The sequence below is a fragment of the Streptomyces sp. NPDC098789 genome, assembly GCF_044759975.1.
Classification (GTDB): Bacteria; Actinomycetota; Actinomycetes; order Streptomycetales; family Streptomycetaceae; genus Streptomyces.
This window is the reverse complement of record NZ_JBIWAJ010000031.1, coordinates 36063-58415: the sequence shown is the minus strand read 5'-3', so window position 1 is coordinate 58415 and position 22353 is coordinate 36063. Positions and strand designations below refer to the sequence as shown.

Genomic DNA, 22353 nt, shown 5'->3' with positions numbered 1-22353 from the left:
CCCCCACCAGCTGACCGGGCGTCGGATGTACGTCGGGGGAGTCACGGCTTGGCCAGTCGCGCGAACAGGCCGTCGATCGTCTGCCGGTCGGCCAGCACCGGCAGCGTGTCGAAGTACAGTTCCCACTCGCCGTCCGGGCCGAAGCGCTCCACGATCCCGAACGGGACGGCGGGGCTCTCCGCGGCGGACGCGGCCTGCTTCCGGGTGACTGCGCCGAACCACTCGACGTAGGTGGTGGTCTTGCCGAACGCGACCTGTCCCGCCTTGAGTTCGAGATCGGCCTTGCCGAAGAGGCGTTGGAGGTAGTCGCGCTTCGCCGCCTTCGTCGCCAGCGGCTCGGCCAGCCCCGGCCCAGCCAACCGGGCGCCACCCATCCGGCGCAGCAGCGCGTCGGTGTTCCCGGCGTTCCATGCGGCGAGGCGCTCCGGCAGCTCGGCCGGGGTCGGGCGGACGGGGGCCGGTCCGGTGGTGGAGGGCCGGCCGGTGTCCGCGATGCCTTCGAACAGGCCTATGGGGGCGTCCGGCAGGGTGTCACGGACCAGTACGTGGCGGTCGTAGTAGCGACGGGCTTGGATGGTCCTGCCCTCGTCGCCCAGAACGTTGCGCGCGATCTGCGGGTAGGCGATCTTTCGGCCCTTGACGGTCGCCGTGTTCCACTGGCCGAACATGACCACACCGCCGTCGGCCACCACGTCGGTGCCGGTGTAGCGCAGATCCGGGACCAGGTTCAGGGAGGCGCCGATGGCGGCCCCGATGACACGGTGGTCGGTCTTGGGGGTGCTACCCGCCTCCCACAAGGTGGCGGCCGGGTCGAATATGTCGAGGTAGGCCGCGACCCTCGGATGATCCAGGGCCTTCTCCCCCGAAGGCGGCAGCTCGCCGGTCGGCATCCGGCCGAAAGCCAACTGCCGCTGGAGGAAGGCACAGACGTTGGGCGTGACGCGCCCCTCCAACCGCACGATCCCGGCCCGTGCCTCCGTACAGTCCACCCCCGCGTTCTCGGCCACCACTTGGACCGGCCAGGCCGCCGCGGAGGTCGCCGCGGCCACCGCCACTGCCGCCAGCGAGATCCCCCACGCCTTACGACATCGCGCGAACATCCACCCACTCCGATCCGGTGCCTTCCACAGCGACCTCTCGCCGCTGCGGTGGCCCCAGCCTGCCCTCGCACTCGCCCAAGATCGATTACCTACGGGGTAATGGCCGTCTGGAAGGTCCCGCGTCGTGACATACAGCTCCTCAGGCTCAGTAGCGGCGAAACCGCCGTCCCCCGGTTCCCCCGACCACCGGGGGACGGCATCGCTCGGGGCGTCGGCTACGAGCCCTTGTAGGAGCCGATCGGAGTCGCCGTCCCGCAGGATGTCCCGCCCAGCTTCTGTACGGCCGAGATCTGGTCGTGGAGACCGAACCAGTCGCCCAGGTTCGACACCGAATAGCCGGGCCGGACACAGTACTTGGCGCCCCGGTAGTACGGGTCGACGTAGACGTACCAAGAGACGCTGTTGCGGTTCCACACGGAGTCGAACCGGTCGTTGTCGCCGCCGAGCACCGGCGCGGAGGCCGTGTAGGCGGTGAAGATGCCGCCGTAGTCCGCGTTCGACCAGGCACACAGGCGGTTGTCGGCGCACTGGCCCGGACTCGCCGACGCGGGTGCCTGAGCCGTCGCGAAGGCGATCAGCACGGCGCCCACGAGGACCGCGGCCCGCTCCCCCGTCCGGCGCCGGCGAGCCTTCGTACTCCCTGAACTCGTTGCATCTGTCATGCGCGTGCTCCCACCTCGGTTGCGGATGTGGTGATGTACGGATGCGGTGCCGTTGGACCCCGGCGGGCCGGCGCCGTCACGCATCCTGCCGACGGCCGGGTTCCGCCCGCCACGGTCTTAAGCCACCGCTTAAAAGGAGCGGCCGCCTCTCGCTCGCTCGCCCGTCGCTCCGAGCAGCTCACGTCCGAGGGCCGTCGTGACGTGCAGCACGGAACCGCCCCGACGGCTCGTGGTGATGAGGCCCGCGCCGCGCAGGGCCTTGGTGTGCTGACTCGCCGCCGCCGGGGTGATGCCGAGCCGCCCGGCGAGTTCGGTGGTGCCGCAGCCGTACGCGAGGAGGTGCAGCACGGCCGCCCGGGTACGGCCGAGCACAGCGCCCAGGGCTTCGTCGGCGGCCGTGCCGTTGCCGCCGTCCCACAGGGCGGAGCCGTACGCCGGGTCGGTCACCGCCGGCACGGTCAGCCGGGGCACCGACTCCTCGTCGTACGGGTCGTACAACAGGCTGAGTTCGCGCCAGGAGAAGACCGTCGGCGCGAGGACGAGCCCCCGGCCGCCCAGGTGGACATCGACCGGGCGGGGGTGGCGCACCTCCAGCACGGGTGGGCTCCAGCGCACCAGCGGCGGGCACAACGTGGCCAGCAGCCCCTCCACTCCGGTCTCCAGGAACGTACGGGCGTACTGCGCGCGCACCGCTTCGAGGCGCGCCCGGGCGGCCGGCCAGAACGGCCCGACGGTCAGGCGGTGGCAGGCCGCCAGGGCCGTCGCCAGTTGCCGGCGGGCTGCACCGTCGCCCTCGGCCACGGTCCGGGCCCAGGAGGAGCGGGCGGGGTCGAAGGCGACCACCTCCAGCTCCCGGCGTACGCGGGCGCGCGGAGCCCGCAGCAGGGTGTCGACGGCCTCGTCGATGTCGGGCGAGTCCCCGGCCAGGGTCAGCAGGTCGAGCCCGGGGCCGTGGTCCGGCACGAGCGCGGTCAGTGGCTTGGCGTCCCGCGGCAGTCGACCGGCAACCTGTGCGCGCCAGGGCAGGAAGGGCACCGCGAGGGAGTGTCTGCTCAGCATCTCGAGGCTGTAATAGGTCTCCGCCGCCGCCCCGATCGTGGTGGCCACGCGGGTCCGGGCGAGATCCTCCGCGGTGAAATGAATGCGCAACAGCAATGGCCCCACTGATCCCGGGCTCGTACGGCGACGCGGACTGATCCGGCGTCACTCGCGACCATCAGCCCGCATCGGCGGGCAGCGGTAGCAATTGTCCGGGACCCCGGGTGGGGCTTCAACGGCGTTTCCGGACCTTTTGCGCACGGGCCGGCGGTCCGTCCCGCGCGGCTGTGCTCCTGCCGGGAGCGGACCGCACCCGGGTGTGATCCCGTGGCCGAGCTCGGGGTGCCGTGCGCGGTCCCCTCCCTCGGATCTTGGGCGTCCGGGACGTACGCACTCGGGGAGGAGCTCCTGGTGATGGACCGCGACCTCCTGCACCGACTCCCCGACGGCACCTGGTCGCCGTACGAGCTGACGCTGATCGACGTCCCCGCCGACGTGGCCCCGGCGCAGCTCGACGCGCTCGCCCTCGTGCTCGGCACGACCGGCACGACGGCGCGGTTTCCCGCCCCGTGCGCCCCGGCCCCGGCCCCTACTCCCCTGGCTCAGCCCTGCGCCAGCTCGGCCACGGGCTGCCACTTCTCCCACACCGCGAGACGCTGCTCGTAGTCCGCCTTGGCGATGCCCAGCGGCGCCGCGCCGAAGAAGCAGCGCAGCGGCGGCTCGTCGGCGTCGACGATCTTCAGCACGGCGGCGGCCGACGCGGTCGGGTCGCCCGGCGTGCCGACGCGCTTGCGGCGCTGCTCCTGCACCGCCGTGTGGAAGTCGGCGTAGGCGGGCAACGGCTCGGACGTGCTCGACGAGGAACCCGCCCAGTCCGTGGCGAACCCACCGGGCTCGATCAGCGTGACCTTGATGCCGAACGGCGCCACTTCCTGGGCCAGCGCCTGGCTCATGCCCTCGAGCGCCCACTTCGACGCGTGGTAGATCCCGACCAGCGGGAAGGCGCTGATGCCTCCGATGGACGAGACCTGGAGGATGTGGCCGCTGCCCTGCTCGCGCAGCAACGGCAGGGCCGCCTGCGTGATCCACAGGGCGCCGAACAGGTTGGTCTCCAGTTGAGCGCGCGCCTCGGCCTCGGTGAGTTCCTCGATCATGCCGAAGTGGCCGTAACCGGCGTTGTTGACCACCACGTCGAGGCGCCCGAACCGCTCGTGCGCCTGCTGCACGGCGGCGAAGCCGGCGTCACGGTCCGTCACGTCGAGCCGCAGGGGCAGGAGCCGCTCTCCGAACTTCTCGCGGAGGTCGCCCAGCGTCGAGAGGTCGCGCGCGGTCGCGGCCACCGAATCACCGCGTTCGAGGGCGGCGACGGCCCACTCCCTGCCGAAGCCGCGCGAGGCACCGGTGATGAACCAGATCTTCTGCGTCATGGTGTGCTCCTCAAGGAAATTCGTCGTCCGTACGGTCAGCACGACGAGGTGTCTCCCCCAGCCAACACCCTCAAGTGGACTCGAAGGCAACTTCGCCGGTCCCGACTTCCGAAGGCTGCCCACCGCGAGGCATGCCGGAAGGCACCCGGGAAGCTCCACCGGGCCCGTGGGCTCTTCATCGGGTCACGGGTGTGCCGTGCGCCCCGCAGGGAAGTTTCTGGTGTAGGTCGGCGTCGAGAAAGAAGGCCATGAGAATCCGGACGTTCACCCTTCCCCCGGTGCGGAGCGGCTTTCGCTGGCGCATCAACCCCTACCACTCCCCCCAGATGGACGCCGACGCGAACGCGTGGGCGTTCGGGCTGTTCAGCGACGACCCGAGGGTGCCGGCGCCGGTGCATGCCGACAACTACACGACGTGGGCCGCGCTGTGCTTCCCCGACGTGGACGCCGACCTGCTGACCCGGTGGTGCCGCTTCAACGCGCTGTACACGGTCATGGAGAACAAGCAGGAGGCCCTGTACGAGACGAACGGCGCCGGCAGCGCGGAACGGCTGTGGGAACGCACGGTCACGCTGCTGTTCCAGCAGTCCCACGCCGACGACGTCTTCGCCGCCGGCGACTGGGGCGACGGACTGCCCCGGCACAACCTGACGGCGGCCATGGCGATCGCCGAACGGCTCCCGGAGTCACTGGCCCGGTACTTCCTGCGGCGCATCGCGTACATGGCGCAGGCGCAGTACCGGGAGGACCACGCGATCCGGTCACCCCGCATGGGGTGGGGCGAGTACCTGGAGTACCGGCACGTCAATTTCGGTGTCCCGCTGTTCACCGCCAGCCTTCCCGCACTGCTGGAGCGAAACCTTTCCGCGGAGGAATGGGAGTCGGCCGAGCGGGGGCAGCTCGACCGGCTGACGGCGCATCACTGCTGTCTCGTCAACGACCTGTACTCGTTCCGCAAGGAGTGGAACGACAGGAACGGGAAGAAGGCACACGTCCAGGCCGTTTCGGTGCTGCAGCACGTGTACGGCCTGGGCATTCAGGAAGCCCTGAACAAGCTCGTCGAGACGATAGAGGAGACGGAACGGCAGTACGTGGTCCTGCGGTCGCGCTGGGCCCTCACGCCAGAGGCGGACGAGTACTGCGACCGCCTGGAGGACATCAGCGCGGGGAACCTGCGCTACCACCAGACGTCGCCCCGGTTCCATGGGGGCGGATTCGAGGGCGTGTTCACCGGCGGGGAACTGCAGGTGACCGGACCGGCGATCGGGAAGCCCAGGACCACCGGGCCCACCGGGGATACCGGGCCCACCGGGGATACCGGGCCCACCGGGGATACCGGCACGAGCCGTCAGAACCCAGGCACGTCGACCACCAGCTTTCCGGCCGAGGGCCCCGGCCGTGCCCGCCTCAGGCCCGGTACGCCGCCCGCGCCCGCGCGGCAGTGACGTTTCGGCGCGGCGCATCAACCCGGCCCTGGTGCGCCGCGGGGTACCGCCACATGTCTCGATCCTCTACCCGTTCGTGCGGAATCGGAGCTGACGGATCCGGACGAGGAGAGCGTGCGTTCCCTGACGGCGGGTTCGCCGGCCGCCGATCTGCTCCTGGAGGAGGTCGTGACGCACCCGTGCGACGGCGGTCCACTTGGCGGTGCTGACGGCGGAAGGCCGGCGGTCGCGGTGCACCGTACCGCTCGGCGTCCCGGACGGGACGTGAACGCCGCACGCGCGCACGCCCCCCGCATCCGGATGATCTTCTCGCAGGAGGGAACAGCGCGTCGTAGCGTCTTCCTCATGAGCACTGGAAACGTCTCCGCACCCGCGATCCGCTTCTCGGCCGTCACGTTCGACGGCCCGGACCCGGCCGAGCTCTCCCGCTTCTACGGCAAGGCACTCGGCCTCTGTCCGGCGCCGACGCTGTCCGGCGCTTGCGGCCGAGGCCGGCGCCACCGAGGCGCGGGTCGCGCCGGCCCGGTTGCTCGCGCAAGGCGACTACAACGGCGCCTGCTGGGGCAGCACGCTGCTTCTGGCCCGCGCGACGCGTGAGGCGGTCGGTCACATCGGTTCGACCACCGAGAGGACGTTGCCGGCCGGGTCCTTGAACCAGGCGACGACCGGGCCGCCGTCCTCGCGCACGATGCCCTTCTCGTCCGCCGTGAACTCCGGGTAGCGCTCCATGACGACCCCGGCCGCCGCGAGCTCGTCGACCACGTGCTCGACGTCGGGCACCGGGAAATTGAGGACCGTGAAGCTCGCGGGCTCGTGGTTGTCCTTCGGGTAGACGAGCACCGCGGTGTCGTCGGTGAGGTGCAGGAAGAGCATGCCTTCGTCCTCGGATACGCGCAGGCCGAGCGTCTGTCCGTAGAACTCCCTGGCCTTGCCGAGGTCATCGACGGAGAACCCGCTGAACGGCTTGCCGCTGCCTTCGAACATGATCGTCCCTTCGACGCGGGGGCCCTTCCCCATCGTCGCTCCGGACCCGGCCCGCGTCGAGCGGTGGGCCCCGGGTGGCGGGCCGGGTGGCGGACCCAGCAGGCGGTTACGCTACGTGACCGAGGGCGCTGGGCGCCGGGCCCCGGGCCGGTGCTTCGCCCGCCCTGGCTAGGGTGTCGCCATGACCAGGGCAGCGCCGAGCCGTCGGTGGATCATGGGCGCCGGGCTCGGCGCGGCCGCGGCGGGGCTCGCGGGGTGTTCGGGCGGGCCCGCTCCGGTGCGGCGGCTGCGGCTCGCCACCGGGCCGGAAGGGGGTCCGTACAACGCCTTCGGAAAGGCCTTGGCGCAGGCCCTCGCCGCCGACGGGCGCGGCCCGGAGATCGTCCCCGTCAGCACCGCGGCCAGCGTGGACAACCTGCGGCAGCTGGACGAGGGGACCGTCGAGCTGGCGCTCGCGATGGCCGACACCGCCGAGGACGCGGTCCTGGGGCGGGAGTCGTTCGCCCGCCCCGCGACCCGTGTGAGCGCGCTGGCCCGGATCTACGTGAACTACACGCACCTCCTCGTCCCGGCCGACGGCCCCGTGCGCGAGGCAGGCGCTCTCGCGGGCCGTCCGGTCGCGGCCGGCGCCGCCGGTTCGGGAGTGCAGGTGATCGCGGGCAGGGTACTGCGGGCCACCGGGCGGGGCAGCGACGCCGCCCCGCCGGACGAGCGCCCCCTGGGCCTCGCCGCGTCGGTGGACGCCCTGCGCGCGGGACGGGTCGACGCATTGTTCTGGTCCGGTGGCGTACCCACACCGGCGCTCACCGCCCTGGCCCGCGAACTGCCTCTGCGATTCCTGCCGTTGGACAGCCACGTGGGTCCCCTACGGGAGCGCTACGGGCCCGTCTACTCGGCCGTCACCCTTCCGGCGGGCGTGTACGGACTCGACGAGCCGGTGGGGACCATCGGCGTCGGCAACTACCTGCTAGCCCGCGACGACCTCCCGCGGAGCGCCGTCGAGCCCTTGCTGCGGGTGGTCTTCGACCGGTGGCGGGACCTGCTGCACGAGGTCACGGCGGGGGTCCGGCTCGAACCCCGGTTCGCGATCTCGACCGGCAGCGTTCCGCTGCACCCGGGCGCGGTGGCCTACTACCGCTCCGTGTACGGCTGAGCCCTCACGGGGCGGGCAGCCGCAGTTCGAGGACCAGTCCGTGCGGCGTGTTCCCGGTGGCCCGGAGACCGCCACCGCTGCTCCGCGCGATCTCCTCGGCGATGGCGAGCCCCAGCCCGCTGCCCCGGACGTTCTGGTGCTCCGGGGACCGCGCGAAGCGCCGGAGCAGCAGCGGCAGTTGGTCATCGGGCACGCCGGGGCCGTCGTCGCCGACCCGCACCACGACATCCCCGTCGGCGGCGCGCGAGACGCTCACCTCGACGCTGCCGCCGGGCGGAACGAACTTCACGGCGTTGTCGAGGAGCGCGTCCAGGACCCGGCCCACCGCGTCCGGCAGGGCCCGGACCAGCAGACTCCCGGAAGGACCGTGGGCCGCCGCTTTCGGCCCCGGCTCCGGCTCCGGCTCCGGCCCCAGACGCAGCCCGGCGTCGTGGAACACCGGGCTCCAGGCCGCCATCCGGTCCTGTACGGCCCGCGCGGCGTCCTGGTCCCTCAGCTCCGCCGTACCCGACTCCACCCGCGCCAGGGCCAGCAGCCCGTCGAGCAGTTCCTCCAGCCGTGCCGCCTCGTCCAGGGCGCGGCCGTGCTCGGCCAGGCCGGGCCCGGGAGCGACGTACGGCTCGACGTTCTCCATCTGCAGCACCAACGTGGCCAGCGGATTGCGCAGTTGGTGGGAGGCGTCGGCGACGAAGTCGCGCTGACGGACGAGGGAATCCGCGACGGCCTGCGCCATGATGTTGAAATGCCGTCGGAGGTGCCGCAGTTCGGGCGGGCCCGTGTCGGAGACGGCCCGCGCCTGGAGACTGCCCGCGGTCAGGCCCTCCACCGCCCGATCCAGGTCCCTGACCGGGCGCAGCAGCCAGCGTGCGATCCCGGCCGCGACCAGTGCGGCCGCCGCGAAGGCGGCGAGCGCTCCGGCGCCGATCAGCGACCACCGCGCCGTGACGTCCCGGCGGGCCGCCCCGGTCGGCAGGGCCATCAGCACGGCCCCGCTCACCCGCTCGTCACGGCCCACCGGCTCGGCCAGCACCACGGAACCCGGCCCCCAGGGCCGGATGGTCGGCAACCGGTCGGTGGACCGGCCGGTGAGGGCCCGGCCCCGGGCCTCCGCCACCGCGCCGGAGGACTCCGGGCCCGCCCCCTCCCCCAGGGATCCGGTCGTTCCGGCCCGGGCCACCGTCCGGCCCGACGTGTCCACCACGGCCACCGTGGCTCCGTACAGCTGCGCGTACCGGCCGATCTCGGCGGAGAGTTCGCAGCGGTCGGCCCCGGTGCGCATCCGCTCGGCGAGGTCGGCGAACCGTACGGCCTCCGAGCGGCGTTGCAGCAGCATGTGCTCGGTCCGTCCGCGTGCGTAGGCATCCGCCAGCGGCAGACAGAGCAGCAGCGTCGCGGCGCCCATGAGCACCAGCAGCACGGCCAGCAGCCTGCGCCTCACGGCGCCGGGTCCGCGGCGGTGGGGCAGCCGAGCTGGTAGCCGAACCCCCGCACTGTGCGCACCAGTTGAGAGCGTCCGGTCTTGGCGCGGATACCGGCCACGTGCACGTCCAGCGAGCGGGAGGTGCCGAGGAAGGCGTCACCCCAGATGCGGTCGAGGATCTCCTCGCGGGAGTGCACCTCGTCCGGGCGCGCGGCGAGGAAGGCGAGTACGTCGAACTCCCGTCGTGTGAGCTGGACTTCGACGCCCGCGACGGCCACGGTCCGGCCCGCCGGGTCCACCTCCACGTCCCCGGTGCGCACGACCCTGCCATCGCCGCGCACGGCATCCCCGTCGGGGCGGCCGGAGCGCCGGCCCGCGCGGCGGCGTACGGTGTCGATGCGGGCCATCAGCTCGGCCATCCGGAACGGTTTGACGACGTAGTCGTCGGCTCCCGCCCGCAGCCCCTGCAGGACGTCGCGCTCCTCGCACCGCGCGGTCACCACGATCAGCGGCACGTCGCAGACCGTGCGCAGCCGCCGCAGCAGTTCGAGCCCGTCCAGGTCGGGCAGGCCCAGGTCGAGGAGGACGAACTCGGCCTCGCGCAGGTGCAGCAGGGCGTCCAGGGCCCGGCCGACACGGCGGACGGTGTGGCCGCGCTGGGCGAGGGCGGTGCCGAGGGCCTGGGCCATGCGGTCATCGTCCTCGACGAGCAGCGCGTGCATAGGCAGTCCTGACCCCGATCCCGGACCAGCAGCTTACGCGAGGGCCCGCCCCTGGTCACCGGCGCCGCCTTCACGCGCGGCCTCGGCGGACGCCCTCGGCCGCCCCGGTTCCGGCCGCCGGTCCCCGTCGCCCGTATCGGCGGTGGTCCCGCCGTCGGCCTCGGCCTCGGCGCGGCTGAGCACGGCATGGCGGGTGTCGGGCATCAGGACGTACGTCACGAGGGAGATCAGCGCGCACCCGGAGACGTACCAGAAGAACAGCTTCTCGTGGCCGCCGCTCTTGAACCACAGGGCGACGTACTCGGCCGTGCCACCGAAGAGCGCGTTGGCGATCGCGTACGGCAGCGCCACACCCAGGGCCCGCACCCGGGTCGGGAACAGCTCCGCCTTGACGGCCGCGTTGATCGAGGTGTAGCCGGTGACGATCACCAGGGCGAGAAGGGACAGGCCGAGCGCGGACCAGTACGAGGACGCGGACCCGAGGGCCGTCATGATCGGGTACGTGCCGACGGTGCAGCCCACGGCGAAGGTGATCAGCAGGGGCCGCCGCCCGATCCGGTCGGACAGCATCCCGGCGAAGGGCTGCAGCACGGCGAAGAGCGCCAGCGCGGTGAAGCTGACCAGCGTGGCCGTCGTCTTCGGCATCCCGGCGCTGCCGACGAGGTACTTGGTGAGGTAGGTGGTGTAGGTGTAGTAGGCGACGGTCCCGCCGAGGGTGAGCGCCATGACCAGCCCCGCCTGGCGCCGGTGCTGCCACAGGACCTTGAGGGTGCCGCGCGCGCTGTCGTCGGAGGCCGACCCGTCCGCCGCCTCCTCCTTGAACGCGTCGGTCTCCGGGAGGCGGCGCCGGATCCAGAAGACGACCACCGCGAACAGCGCCCCGAGGACGAAGGGGATCCGCCAGCCCCAGCTGCTCAACTGAGCTGCGGTCAGGGTGTGTTGCATCGTGATGAGCATCCCCAGGCCGAGGAGCTGGCCGCAGGTCATCGACACGTACTGGAACGAGGAGCCGAGGCCCCGCCGGTTCCGTGCCGAGGCCTCGGTGAGGTAGGTCGCGCTGGCCGCGTACTCGCCGCCGATGCTCATGCCCTGGAGCAGGCGGGCGAGCAGCAGTACGAGGGCGCCGAAGTATCCGGCCTGACCGTAGGTCGGGGCGACGGCGATCAGCAGGGCGGCCACGGACATCATGGTCACGGTGAGCGTGAGCGCGCTCTTGCGTCCGTTCCGGTCGGCGGCCCGGCCGAGGATCCACCCGCCGACGGGCCGCATGAGGAAGCCGACCGCGAAGATCCCCGCGGTGTTCATCAGCTGCGTGGTCGGGTTGTCCCCGGGGAAGAAGGAGTCGGCGAAGTAGATCGCGAAGCTGGCGTAGACGAACCAGTCGTACCACTCGACGAGGTTGCCGAGCGATCCGCCGACCAGGGCGATGCGGCGCTTCTTGCGTTCGTCCGCGAGCGGTGCTGCGGGGACGGCGACGGACGGGGACATGGCGCCTCCAGGCGAGACCCCGGCGGGGCGGGGGCGGGAGCGGGAACGGGCGGTGAGTGCCCAGAGCATGCTTCCTCCCCCGCCGCCGGACAATGACCGCCTCTCAGATCTAACGTCCCGCTAAGAAAGCGCCCTCCAAGAAGGCGTGAAGGCCGGACCGCGCTCGGGAAGCTCCGCGCGCCCCTACCTGAGGGCCCGCTTACCTCTCCCTTAAGCGGAACCTAAGACTCACACCCGCCGCCCCGAATCGAATGAATGTCCGTTTCGGGGCGGCTAGCGTGCTGCCACACCAGACCCCCGAGAGACACCAGAGGCAGGCACACGATGGGCAGTACGACCGGGCACCGGCGCACGGCGAGCAAGAAGGCGAAGACCACCGGAGCGATCGCGGTGGCGGCGGTGATCGGCGGCGCCGCCTTCGTCTTCACCGGCAGCGCGCAGGCCGCGTCCGTCGGAGCCGTGTACACGAAGTCCGCTTCGTGGAGCGGCGGTTACACCGGGCAGTACGTCATCACCAACAACACCGGACAGACCCAGCCGGATTGGACCCTGCAGTTCGACCTGCCCGCCGGGACGAGGATCGACTCCCTCTGGAACGGCACCCACACCGTCAGCGGTCAGCACGTCACCGTGAAGCCCGCCGGGTGGAACAAGGAGCTCGCTGCGGGAGCCTCCGTCACGGTGGGCTTCGTCACGAGCGGCGGCGCCGAACCCGGAAACCCGACGGCCTGCCGGATCAACGGGGTGAAGTGCTCGGTGGACCAGGGCGCGACGCCCCCGCCCGGCGGCCGCCCCACCGCCGCTCCGACGGCGACCGCGAGCGCCCCCGCCTCCTCCGCGCCGTCCACCCGGCCCACCCCGGCCGGGACGCCGACGCCGACCGCGACCAAGCCCACTGCTCCCCCGCCCGCCACCGGCACCCCCTCCGCCGGCGGGGCGCGATTCGCCCCGTACGTGGACACTTCCCTGTATCCGGCCTACGACCTGCTCGACACCGCCGCCAAGACGGGGGTGAAGGAGTTCCACCTCGCCTTCATCACCTCCGGCGGCGGCTGCTCGCCCCTGTGGGGCGGTGTCACCGGCCTGGCGGACGACAAGGTCGCCGGGCAGATCGGCGCGCTGCGGGCCAAGGGCGGCGACGTACGGGTCTCCTTCGGCGGCGCCGCCGGGCACGAACTGGCGCTGAACTGCGCGAGCGCCACCGAACTGGCGGCGGCGTACGGCAAGGTCATCGACCAGTACCGGCTGACCAAGGTCGACTTCGACATCGAGGGCGCCGCACTGCCCGATACCGCGGCGAACGCCCGCCGCGCCCAGGCCATCGCCGCGCTGCAGAAGTCGCACCCGGGTCTGGACGTGGCGTTCACCCTGCCCGTGATGCCGGAGGGCCTCACCCAGCCGGGTGTGGCGCTACTGGCCGACACCAAGCGGGCCGGGGTCCGGATCGACGGCGTCAACATCATGGCGATGGACTACGGGCCCGCGTACGGCGGTGACATGGGGCAGTACGCGATCCAGGCCGCCACGGCCACGCAGGCACAGGTCAAGGGGGTGCTGGGGCTCTCGGACGCGGCCGCGTGGAAGGCGGTCGCCGTCACGCCGATGATCGGCGTCAACGACGTCGCGAGCGAGGTCTTCACCCTCTCCGACGCGGTACAGCTCGTGGACTTCGCGAAGGCGAAGGGGATCGGACGGCTGGCGATGTGGTCCGCGACCCGTGACCAGCAGTGCCCGGCGGGCGAGGTGAACCACGCCGAACCGACGTGCAGTTCGATCGCGCAGCAGCCGCTCGCCTTCACGAAGGCGTTCGCAGCGCTCCGCTAGCGCTGTGACCGGAAAGGTTCACCGTGTCACGGCGCCCGGCACGGCACCTCTCCCCCAGCTACCGCTGGGAGGTCGCGCCGTCCCGCGCGAGGATGGATCCATGGCAGACGCTTTCACCACACGAGCCATCGACGTGACGACCGGCTCCAGGGAGTCCGTGCACGATCTCACCGCCGCCTGCGTGGAGTTCCTGCGGGACGCCGCGCGCGGACGCGACGGCGTCATCAGGGCAGCGTACCCCTGCCCGACGAGAGCCGAGAGGGGAGCCCGCGGCCGCGGAGAGGCCAAGACCTTTTGCTGACGTGTCTGGTCAGGGCACAGATCACAACGGGCAGGCGGGGTCGAGGAGTTCGTGCGGAGGGCCGGGCAGTGGGCTGCCGAGCAAGGAGTGCAGGGTCGCGTACGCGGCGGTGTCCCCGGCCAGGACGCCGCCCAGCAGGGCACCCGTCTCGCCGTCCAGGACGAGCTTGGCGTAGCGGGCTCCGCCCCGGTCGCTGCGGATGAACTCCATGGCGCCCTCGCTCCGGGCGTGGGCGTCGCCGAAGCTGCCCACCTCCACCCCGAGGAGCTTGAGCTTCGTGGAAAGGTCGGGGTCGGTGAAGGCGCCCCCGTCACCGTCGTCGCACAGTTCCCGGGCGACCATCGCGGCCATCCGGTACCCCGGGGCCACCAGCCCGTGGCAGCGTCCCTCGACCGCCGCGCAGTCCCCGACGGCCCACACCCGCGGGTCCGGTGTCCGGCAACGCGCATCCACGAGGAAGCCGCCGCGCTCACCGGTGGGCAGGTCCGCGTCCACCGCGAGTTCGTCGCACGGCCGGACTCCGGTGGCGAAGACCACCAGGTCGGCGGGGACGACCTGGCCGTCGGCCAGGGTCACCGACCGCACCCGGCCGTCGGCGCCCGCGTCGACCGAGCTGAGCCCGATGCCGCACCGCGGGCGCACGCCCAGGCCGTCGACCAGACGGCCCAGCAAACGGCCCCCGCCCTCGTCCAGTTGTACGGCCATCAGCCACGGGGCGGCCTCCACCACCTCGGGGAACATCCCGAGCGCGGCGAGGGCTCCCGCCGCCTCCACACCGAGCAGACCGCCTCCGATCACCACGGCGGGCCGGCCGGAGCGGGCTCGTTCGCGGATCGCGGCGACGTCGTCGAGCGTGCGGTACACGTGGCAGCCCGGCAGGTCGTGTCCGGGTACCGGCGGCACGAAGGGGCGCGCCCCCGTGGCCAGCACCAGCGCGTCGTACGGCGTCCGCGCGCCGTCCGCCGTGACGACGGCCGCCGCCACCCGGTCGATCCGGGTCACCGGTGTCGCGCGGCGGACCTCGACCCGGTCGTCCGCGGTGAACGAGGCTCCGTCCAGGACCAGTTCGGTCGGGTCGGCGCCGCGGGCGTAAGCGGACAGGGCGATCCGGTCGTAGGCGGCGTGCGATTCCGCGGCGAGCACCACGACCCGCCAGTCGTCCGCCCGGTCGCGCTCCCGCACCTCCTGCACCAGGCGGTGGCCGACCATTCCGTGGCCGACCACGACGAGAACCCGTTTCACCCGTTTCACCCGTGTCATCGCTGACCCACCTCCTGCGGGCGTGCGTCGTCGTTCGTCACCGTGTCGGGGGCTCCTCCGCGTTCCCAGGCCTCGCACAGGTCGCGGAGGTCGGCCCGGCAGCCGCCGCAACCGGTTCCCGCCCGCGTGGCCTCCCCCAGCGCCTCCGGGGTGCGGGCACCGGCCCGCCAGGCGGCGGCCAGGGCGTTGCCGGTGGTGGTGTTGCAGTGGCACAGCACGGCGGTCGCCGGCCGTGGTGCGGCCGCGTACGCGGGAGTCCGGCCCAGCAGCAGCGCGAGCCGGTCCGCAGGCACCGGAGTCCGACCGTCGTGGAGGCGGACCACGTCGGCCGCGGCCCGGCCCAGGCCGATCGTCTCCGCACCGGTCAGCCGCCCGCCCCGCAAGGACAGGCGTGCGTAGCGCCCCCGGGCGGCGTCACCGAGCACGATCGTCTCGTCCGCGCCCGTCGGGGTGCCGACCCGCATCAGGTCCAGTTCCTCGGCCTTGATCCGCAGCACTCCCCGGGGACCGGACGGCGGGGGCGTGCGTCCGCCGGTGAGCAGCACGGCCAGCGCCTCCGCCTGTTCCCAGGCCGACGCGAACCCTCCGGCGGGTGCCCGCACGGTCGGGCCCGGGCCGACGAGGGGACCGCCGCGGTCGAAGGGACCACCGCCGTCGAGCGGTTCCGCGCAGTCGCCGATCGCGTGGATCCGGGCGTCGCTGGTGCGCAGGAGGTGGTCGACGAGGACACCGGCGGCGACCGCCAACCCGGCCGCGCGGGCCAGATCCGTGCGCGGGCGCGCCCCGACGCACAGCAGGACCTGGTCGGCGTCGACCGGGCTGCCGTCGTCGAGGGTGAGCAGACCCGGCGCGCGGCTCCGGACGGTGCGTCCGGTCCGGACGTCGACGCCGAGGGCGGTCAACCGGCCGACGAGGGCCGCTCCCCCGCGCGGATCGAGGTGCTGGTCCAGGGGGTACGGTCCGCGGTGGACCAGAGCCACCCGGTGGCCGCGCCGGCGCAGGGCCAGGGCCGCCTCCACGCCGAGGGCTCCCCCGCCGATGACCGCCGACGCCGTCGCCGTCGTCCTCGCCGTCGTCCTCGTGTGCGGATCGGTCCCGTCGCCGTGCGGGTCGGCGTCGGCCAGGGTCCGCAGCGGCCGTACGCCGTCGACCAGCCGGCCGTCGGAGCGGCGGGCCCAGGGCAGGTCCGGCACGACGGGAGCGGCGCCGGTCGCCAGGACGAGCCGGTCGTAGGGCACGCGGTCGCCGTCGTCCGTGTGGACCCGGCGGCCACGGGTGTCGAGGGTCACGGCCCGGACCCCGAGCCGTACGACGGTGGTCGGGGGCGGTGCGGGCAGCCGCAAGGATCCGGCGGGCAGGGAACCGTCCAGTACGGCGGTGAGCAGGGGACGGTTGTAGGCCGGTTCGAGCTCCGCGCCGAGCACGGTGACCGGCGCGATCGATCCGTGGTGGGCGAGCCGTTCGACCAGCCGGTGCGCGGCGGGACCGTACCCCACGACCACGATGCCCGCGCCCCGGCCGCCCTGCACACGGTCCTCGGTGGGTCGGTTCACGAGGTGACCTCCAGGCGTACCGCGCACACTTTGAACTCGGGCATCCCGCTGCGGGGGTCCAACGCCGCGTGGGTGAAGAGGTTGGCCCGTCCGGCGCCCCGGAAGTGGAAGGGCACGAAGACCGTGTCGGTCCTCATCCCCGCGTCGTAGCGCACCGCGGCCACCGCGCTGCCGCGGGCGGAGACGATCCGGGCGATCTGACCGTCGGCCAGTCCGGAGGCCGCCGCGGTGTCGGGGTGCACTTGCACGAAGGGTTCCGGGACGGCGTCCACCAGTTCAGCGACGCGCCGGGTCTGCGAACCGGTCTGGTAGTGGGCGAGGACGCGTCCGGTCGTCGCGAACAACGGGTACCGGCCACAGGGCCGTTCGGCGGCCTCCTGGTGTTCGACGGGGGTGAAGCGGGCCCGCCCGTCGGCGTGCGCGAACCGGTCGAGGAACATGCGCGGGGTTCCGGAACTGCCCTCCGGGCAGGGCCAGTACAGCGTTTCACCGGCGTCCAGTCGAGCGTAGTCGATGCCCGAGTAGTCGGCGGGCGCGCCACGGGTCGCCTCTCGCAACTCCTCGAAGACCTCGCGCGGTTCGGCCGCGTAGTGCGCGGCCGGCTCGCCCAGCCGCACGGCCAGTTCGGCGATGACAGCCGTGTCGGGGCGCACCCCGGCGGGCGGGTCGAGCAGCCTGCGCCGGCGCAGGACCCTGCCTTCCAGGTTGGTCACCGTACCTTCCTCCTCGGCCCACTGCGCGACGGGCAGGACCACGTCGGCGGCCATCGCGGTGTCGGAGGGCACGAAGTCCGCGACCACGAGGAGCTCCAACTGCGCCAACCGGTCGGCGATCCTGGCGGAGTCGGGGGCCGAGGCCGCCGGGTTGCAGCCGAAGACGAGCAGGGCCCGAGGGCCGCCGGGGGTGCCGATGGCGTCGAGGATCTCGTACGCGCCGGGGGCGGTGCCGGACGGCGGGGCGGGGAGCCGGCCCGGGTCGACGCCCCAGACGCCGGCCACATGGGCCCGGTCGGCAGGATCCGACAGGGAGCGGCACCCGGGCAACTGCCCTGCCTTCTGGCCCATTTCGCGGCCACCCTGGCCATTGCCCTGGCCGGTCAGGGTACCGAAGCCGCGGCCGGGGCGGCCCGGCAGCCCGAGCGCGAGCGCGAGGTTGGCGAACGCGGCCACCGTGTCCGTTCCCTTGCTGTGCTGTTCGGCGCCGCGCCCGGTCAGTACGTAGCTCTTGGGGGCGGCCGCCAACATCCGCACGGCGGTGCGCAGTTCGCCGGCGGGGACGCCGGTGACCGCTTCCACGCGCTCGGGCCACCAGGCGCAGGCGCGGGCCCAGGTCCCGTCGAAGCCGTGGGTGCGCTCGGCGACGTACGCCGTGTCCAGCAGCCCTTCGCTGACGGCGAGGTGGAACATCCCGAGGGCCACGGCCAGGTCGGTGCCGGGCACCGGCCTCAGGTGCAGGGCGGCGGTGGCGGCCGTACGGGTGGGGCGGGGGTCGATGACGATCAGGTCGGCCCGCTCAAGGTGCCGCATCAGGGGCGGCATGGTGTCGGCCGGGTTGGCTCCGGCGAGCAGGACGACGTCGGCCTCGTCCAGGTCGGTGACCGGGAAGGGCAGGCCGCGGTCGACGCCGAAGGCGGCCTGCGCGGCGACGGCGGCGGCGGCCATGCAGAAGCGGCCGTTGTAGTCGATGCGGCCGGTGCCGAGGGCCAGGCGGGCGAATTTGCCCAGCAGGTAGGCCTTTTCGTTGGTGAGTCCGCCACCGCCGAGGACGGCGACGGCGTCGGGGCCGTGGGCGGCTCGGATGCTCCGCAGCCGGCCGGCGACGTGGTCCAGGGCCCGGCCCCAGTCCGTCGGCGCGAGTTCGCCCGCGGCATCGCGCAGGAGCGGTGCGGTGAGCCGGTCGGGCGCGTCGAGGACCGCCGTGGCCGTCCAACCCTTCTGGCAGAGGTGACCGCGGCTCACCGGGAAGGCCGGGTCCGGGCGCAACCGCACCCCCGGCCGGTCGCCGCTGAGCAGCGTGGCGCACTGGAGGGCGCAGTAGGGACAGTGGGTTGCGGTCTCGGGCCCGGCAGGCCCGGCCGGCCCGGCCCCTGACGGAGAGTCGGCGGGCGGCGAGGCGGCAGGTGGCGAGGCGGCCGCGCCCGTTGGATCGGCGGTGAGCGACGAGGCGACGGTCACCGTGCGCACCCCGCCCCCGGCCGGCTTGCCGGCCCGGGCCATGCGGACGACCTGGACCGTCCGGACGGCCTGGATCTTCGGGACGCCCCGGAGGAGATATCGGGCCAGAAGCTACTATTTGCCACATATCTATGCACGGATCCGGACTACCCGGAGCCGAGTTTTGATACGCCATAAGAAATGCCAAATCCCCGCCAAGCCGAGCCCGCGGCCCCACCACCACCGCGCGGACGGAACCCCTGGACTGAACCCCTGGAGGGATCCTGCGGACGGGCGGGTCCGGGGTTGGCTGCCGGAAATCCGGACACACGCGGAGTGTGCCGAAAACTCTGCTGGTGGCCCTGCTCACCACGACGGCCGCCGGAGCGTCGGTCGCCGCCGTCCTCGTCTCGCCTTGGTGGTGGGTCGCCGGCGGGCCGCTGCTCTTGGTCGCGCTCGTCGCCGTGCACGATGTGGCGCAACGACGGCGCTCGGTCCTTCGGAACTATCCCGTCCTGGGGCACCTGCGGTTCGCCCTGGAAGCGGTACGGCCGGAAGTCCAGCAGTACTTCGTCGAGCGGAACGTCGACGGCCGCCCCTACGACCGCGACACCCGCAGCATCGTCTACGAGCGCGCCAAGGGCACCGACGCCGAGGAGCCCTTCGGCACCGAGCTCGACCTCTACCGGCCCGGCAGCGAGTACCTCACCCCGTCCATGGCGCCACGGCCCGTGCGCGCCGATCCTCCCCGGGTACGGATCGGGGGGCCGGGGTGCACCCGGCCGTACGACATGGCCCTGCTCAACGTGTCGGCGATGAGTTTCGGTTCGCTGTCCGCCAACGCCGTCCTGGCCCTGAACACCGGTGCGCGACTGGGTGGCTTCGCCCACGACACCGGCGAGGGCGACCTGTCCCAGCACCACCTGCGGCCCGGCGGCGACCTGGTGTGGGAGGTCGGCACCGGACTGCGCGACCGCATCCGGATCGGCGCCTCGGGCAAGGTCGCCACCGGCGGCGACCTCGTCAAGCGCCTCCTCCAGGGCGCCGACTACACCAACGCGGCCCGCGCCATGATGTTCGCGCTCGGTTGCATCCAGGCGCAGCGCTGCCACGCCAACACCTGTCCCGTCGGCGTCGCCACCCAGGACCGGCGGCGCGCCCGCGCGCTGGTCGTCGGCGACAAGGCCGAGCGCGTGCGCCGCTACCAGCGGTCCACCGTCGAGAGCGCCCTGCCGATCATGGCGTCGATGGGGGTCGAGGGCCCGGGCGACCTGCGCCCCCACATGCTGCTGCACCGCGTGGACCCGCACACCGTCCGCTCGTACGCGGAACTGCACGCGTGGCTCCTCCCGGGGCAACTGCTCGCATCCCCGCCGCAGGAGTGGGCAGGCGATCGGCAGGCGGCCGATCCCGACCGCTTCGCCAGCTGACACGGATCTCCTGGACCCGCTGACCTCATAGAAGGGACACCTTGTGGCACGCACCGTCGCCCGCGTGATCGTGGACGCACTGGAGGAACTGGGCGTACAACACGTCTTCGGAGTGGTCGGGGACGCCCTGAACCCACTGACCGACGCCATCCGCACGAGCGACGGCCCGCAGTGGATCGGTTGCCGGCACGAGGAGGCCGCCGCCTTCGCCGCCGGCGCCCAGTCCCAGCTGTCCGGCACCATCGGCGTGTGCATGGGGACCGTGGGGCCCGGCTCCGTGCACCTCCTGAACGGTCTCTACGACGCGGCCAAGAGCCACGCCCCCGTCCTCGCCATCTGCGGTCAGGTACCCCTCGCCGAGATCGGCAGCGACTACTTCCAGGAGGTCGACAACGACCTCCTCTTCCGGGACGTCGCCGTCTACCGGGCCACCGTCACCTCGCCGGAGCAGATGCCCCGCCTGCTGGAGTCCGCCGTGCGGGCCGCGGTGACGCGGGGCGGCGTCGCGGTCCTGACCGTCCCCGGCGACCTGGGCGACCGTGAGGTGAGCGAGGACCGCCCCACGCGGTTCGCCCTGGACCGCGCCGTCACGCGTCCGGACGAGCCCGCCCTCATGCGGGCCGCGGAGCTGCTGAACCGGGCGCCCCGGGTGACCCTCCTCGTCGGGCAGGGCGCCCGCGGGGCCCGCGCGGAGGTCCTGGAGCTGGCCGAGCTCCTCGGCTCGCCCATGGTGCTGACCCTGAAGGCGAAGGAGGGGTTCGAGGGCGACAACCCCTTCCAGGTGGGCCAGAGCGGCCTGATCGGCAACCCCGCCGCCGTCCACGCCCTCGACAGCGGCGACGCCCTGCTGATGTTGGGAACCGACTTCCCGTACCGGAAGTGGTACCCGCGGGACGTGGAAGTCGTCCAGATCGACGCCCGGGAGGACCACCTGGGGCGCCGGACCCCCGTGGACGTCGGCCTCGCCGGCGACGTGGGCGCCACGCTGCGGGCCCTGCTCCCGCTGCTGGAGCCGGTTCCCGACCGGGCCCACCTGGACGACGCCCGCCAGCGCTTCGTCCGGTGGCAGGAGGGCCAGCAGCGACTCGCGGATCCCGCGCACGAGCACCGCTGGAGCGGCCGGCTCCGCGCTGCCGTGGACAACCGGGACCACGAGGTCCGTCCCGAGGCGCTGGCCGCCGCCATCGACGCGTACGCCGACGACGACGCCGTGTTCACCTCCGACACGGGCATGGCCACCGTCTGGCTGTCCCGCTTCGTCACCATGCGCGCCGACCGCCGCGTGATCGGCTCCTACAACCTCGGCTCCATGGCCAACGCCATGCCCCAGGCCCTCGGCGCCCAACTGTGGGCGCCCGAACGGCAGGTCATCGCCCTGTGCGGGGACGGCGGGCTGAGCATGCTCCTCGGCGACCTGATGACGATCAGGACGCACCGACTGCCGGTGAAGCTGGTCGTCTTCGACAACCGCCGACTGGGCATGGTCAAGCTGGAACAGGAGCAGACGGGCCTGCCCGAGTTCGGAACCGAGCTCGACAATCCCGACTTCGCGGCCGTCGCGACGGCCCTGGGCCTGACGGGAATCCGGATCACCGACCCGGCCGACCTGCACGACGGGGTGCGCCGAGCACTGGAGACGCCCGGACCCGTGGTGCTCGACGTCCTCACCAACCCCGAGGAGGTGGCCGTCCCCGGGCGGCCGACCGCATCACAGGGCTGGGGGTTCGCCGTGGCCAAGGTCAAGGAGATCCTCCCGGGCCGCCAGGGCTGAGGGGGACCGCGCGTCCGTCGGCCGCGAGGTGGGAATTCGGTGGTGGATCCTCCCGCACGCTCTCCCAGGGCCGCCGGACGAGACGGGTCAGTGGTCGTGGGCGGTGGCGTCCACGGGGGGCGGGGTCCGCGGAGGGGCGTTCCGGCTCCAGGCCGTCGGCCACGGCTGCGGGCGGTATCTCAGGCACCGCCGGAAACCCCGAATAGGAAGCCCCGGGGCGCGGCCACGTCAGGTCACGGAGCCGGAGTGAAGAGCCGCCCCACCCCGAGCAGCAGACCGGCCAGCGACCCAAACGCCCAGCGCTCCCGCGCGGGACGCAGCTGCGCATCCATCTCCAGCCGGCCCACCACCCCAGTGCGCCCGCAGCCCCCGCGCTTCCTTGAAGCGGAGGGCAGGACCGCGAGGGCGTCGACATCCGCGTCCGTCGACCAGCCGGACACCTCGCCCTCGGCTTACGCGACGTCGGCCAGGACCACGTGCGGGTCATCCAGCTGCACTCGGACGGTGCGGCGCCCGGCACCGACCAGCACAAGCACCGCCGCAGGCATGACCACGGGCACCTCCACCTTGTCGTGCGCCAGCAGCCACCGCACCGCCGCCGCCCGGTCGAACAGCGGGCGCA

Annotated in this window: 18 protein-coding genes; 7 read left to right on the top strand and 11 right to left on the bottom strand. The window is 72.9% G+C overall.

The genetic code is table 11. From position 1 onward, the window contains the following. Positions 1–41: 41 nt before the first annotated feature. From ACIQWR_RS38485 to ACIQWR_RS38475, 3 genes are all read right to left on the bottom strand, one after another. Positions 42–1100 (bottom strand): hypothetical protein, encoded by a 1059-nt coding sequence (locus ACIQWR_RS38485; RefSeq protein WP_404019867.1) that lies wholly within the window; start codon positions 1098–1100, stop codon positions 42–44. Between the two features lie 215 nt (positions 1101–1315). Further along, entirely contained in the window at positions 1316–1762 is a 447-nt protein-coding gene (locus ACIQWR_RS38480) for a peptidase inhibitor family I36 protein (RefSeq protein ID WP_404019864.1), read from the bottom strand. A 129-nt stretch (positions 1763–1891) separates the two neighbouring features. Continuing rightward, the gene (locus ACIQWR_RS38475; RefSeq protein WP_404019862.1) at positions 1892–2821 is read right to left on the bottom strand and encodes an ArsR/SmtB family transcription factor; all 930 of its coding nucleotides are present in this window, start codon (positions 2819–2821) and stop codon (positions 1892–1894) included. Positions 2822–3127: 306 nt separating this feature from the next. Here ACIQWR_RS38475 and ACIQWR_RS38470 point away from each other — a divergent pair, with 306 nt between their 5' ends. Next, on the top strand, positions 3128–3466 hold the full coding sequence (locus tag ACIQWR_RS38470; RefSeq protein WP_404019859.1) for a hypothetical protein: 339 nt from the start codon (positions 3128–3130) through the stop codon (positions 3464–3466). Here ACIQWR_RS38470 and ACIQWR_RS38465 read toward each other — a convergent pair. Further along, the gene (locus tag ACIQWR_RS38465; RefSeq protein ID WP_404019856.1) at positions 3403–4227 is read right to left on the bottom strand and encodes an SDR family oxidoreductase; all 825 of its coding nucleotides are present in this window, start codon (positions 4225–4227) and stop codon (positions 3403–3405) included. The two genes, ACIQWR_RS38470 and ACIQWR_RS38465, sit on opposite strands and share 64 nt — an antisense overlap. 248 nt (positions 4228–4475) lie before the next feature. On the opposite strand from ACIQWR_RS38465, the gene ACIQWR_RS38460 reads away from it, so the two are divergent. Then, the gene (locus tag ACIQWR_RS38460) at positions 4476–5672 is read left to right on the top strand and encodes a terpene synthase family protein (protein ID WP_404019853.1); all 1197 of its coding nucleotides are present in this window, start codon (positions 4476–4478) and stop codon (positions 5670–5672) included. A gap of 606 nt (positions 5673–6278) precedes the next feature. Here the strand turns inward: ACIQWR_RS38460 and ACIQWR_RS38455 are convergent. Then, positions 6279–6656 (bottom strand): VOC family protein, encoded by a 378-nt coding sequence (locus ACIQWR_RS38455; RefSeq protein ID WP_404019850.1) that lies wholly within the window; start codon positions 6654–6656, stop codon positions 6279–6281. Positions 6657–6837: 181 nt separating this feature from the next. On the opposite strand from ACIQWR_RS38455, the gene ACIQWR_RS38450 reads away from it, so the two are divergent. After that, positions 6838–7809: a TAXI family TRAP transporter solute-binding subunit gene (locus tag ACIQWR_RS38450; RefSeq protein ID WP_404019848.1), complete on the top strand. Its 972-nt coding sequence runs from the start codon at positions 6838–6840 to the stop codon at positions 7807–7809. Positions 7810–7813: 4 nt separating this feature from the next. On the opposite strand, the gene ACIQWR_RS38445 is transcribed toward ACIQWR_RS38450, so the two are convergent. From ACIQWR_RS38445 to ACIQWR_RS38435, 3 genes are read right to left on the bottom strand one after another with little or no spacing between them, the layout of a single operon-like run. Further along, positions 7814–9247, bottom strand: a complete 1434-nt coding sequence (locus ACIQWR_RS38445; protein WP_404019845.1) for a sensor histidine kinase — start codon at positions 9245–9247, stop codon at positions 7814–7816. Next, entirely contained in the window at positions 9244–9951 is a 708-nt protein-coding gene (locus ACIQWR_RS38440; RefSeq protein WP_404019842.1) for a response regulator transcription factor, read from the bottom strand. Before ACIQWR_RS38440 ends, ACIQWR_RS38445 begins: the two co-directional genes overlap by 4 nt. 33 nt (positions 9952–9984) lie before the next feature. Beyond that, positions 9985–11439: an MFS transporter gene (locus tag ACIQWR_RS38435; RefSeq protein ID WP_404019937.1), complete on the bottom strand. Its 1455-nt coding sequence runs from the start codon at positions 11437–11439 to the stop codon at positions 9985–9987. A 324-nt stretch (positions 11440–11763) separates the two neighbouring features. On the opposite strand from ACIQWR_RS38435, the gene ACIQWR_RS38430 reads away from it, so the two are divergent. Both ACIQWR_RS38430 and ACIQWR_RS38425 read left to right on the top strand, forming a co-directional pair. Further along, the gene (locus ACIQWR_RS38430) at positions 11764–13263 is read left to right on the top strand and encodes a cellulose binding domain-containing protein (protein ID WP_404019839.1); all 1500 of its coding nucleotides are present in this window, start codon (positions 11764–11766) and stop codon (positions 13261–13263) included. Positions 13264–13363: 100 nt separating this feature from the next. After that, on the top strand, positions 13364–13564 hold the full coding sequence (locus ACIQWR_RS38425; protein ID WP_404019836.1) for a hypothetical protein: 201 nt from the start codon (positions 13364–13366) through the stop codon (positions 13562–13564). 21 nt (positions 13565–13585) lie between these two features. Here ACIQWR_RS38425 and ACIQWR_RS38420 read toward each other — a convergent pair whose 3' ends face one another. Genes ACIQWR_RS38420 through ACIQWR_RS38410 form a run of 3 tightly spaced genes read right to left on the bottom strand, consistent with a single transcriptional unit; the run spans position 13586 to position 18593 of the window. Beyond that, on the bottom strand, positions 13586–14806 hold the full coding sequence (locus ACIQWR_RS38420; RefSeq protein ID WP_404019833.1) for an NAD(P)/FAD-dependent oxidoreductase: 1221 nt from the start codon (positions 14804–14806) through the stop codon (positions 13586–13588). A gap of 14 nt (positions 14807–14820) precedes the next feature. Next, positions 14821–16377 carry an FAD-dependent oxidoreductase gene (locus ACIQWR_RS38415; RefSeq protein WP_404019831.1) on the bottom strand — a complete coding sequence of 519 codons (1557 nt, stop codon included), beginning with the start codon at positions 16375–16377 and terminating at the stop codon, positions 14821–14823. Then, on the bottom strand, positions 16374–18593 hold the full coding sequence (locus tag ACIQWR_RS38410; RefSeq protein ID WP_404019828.1) for a molybdopterin oxidoreductase family protein: 2220 nt from the start codon (positions 18591–18593) through the stop codon (positions 16374–16376). Before ACIQWR_RS38410 ends, ACIQWR_RS38415 begins: the two co-directional genes overlap by 4 nt. Positions 18594–18868: 275 nt before the next feature. Between ACIQWR_RS38410 and ACIQWR_RS38405 the strand changes: the two genes are divergently transcribed. Together ACIQWR_RS38405 and ACIQWR_RS38400 are read left to right on the top strand one after the other, a co-directional pair. Further along, the gene (locus ACIQWR_RS38405; protein ID WP_404019825.1) at positions 18869–19960 is read left to right on the top strand and encodes a glutamate synthase-related protein; all 1092 of its coding nucleotides are present in this window, start codon (positions 18869–18871) and stop codon (positions 19958–19960) included. A gap of 43 nt (positions 19961–20003) precedes the next feature. Continuing rightward, positions 20004–21731 (top strand): thiamine pyrophosphate-dependent enzyme, encoded by a 1728-nt coding sequence (locus tag ACIQWR_RS38400; protein WP_404019822.1) that lies wholly within the window; start codon positions 20004–20006, stop codon positions 21729–21731. The last annotated feature ends 622 nt before the right edge of the window (positions 21732–22353 follow it).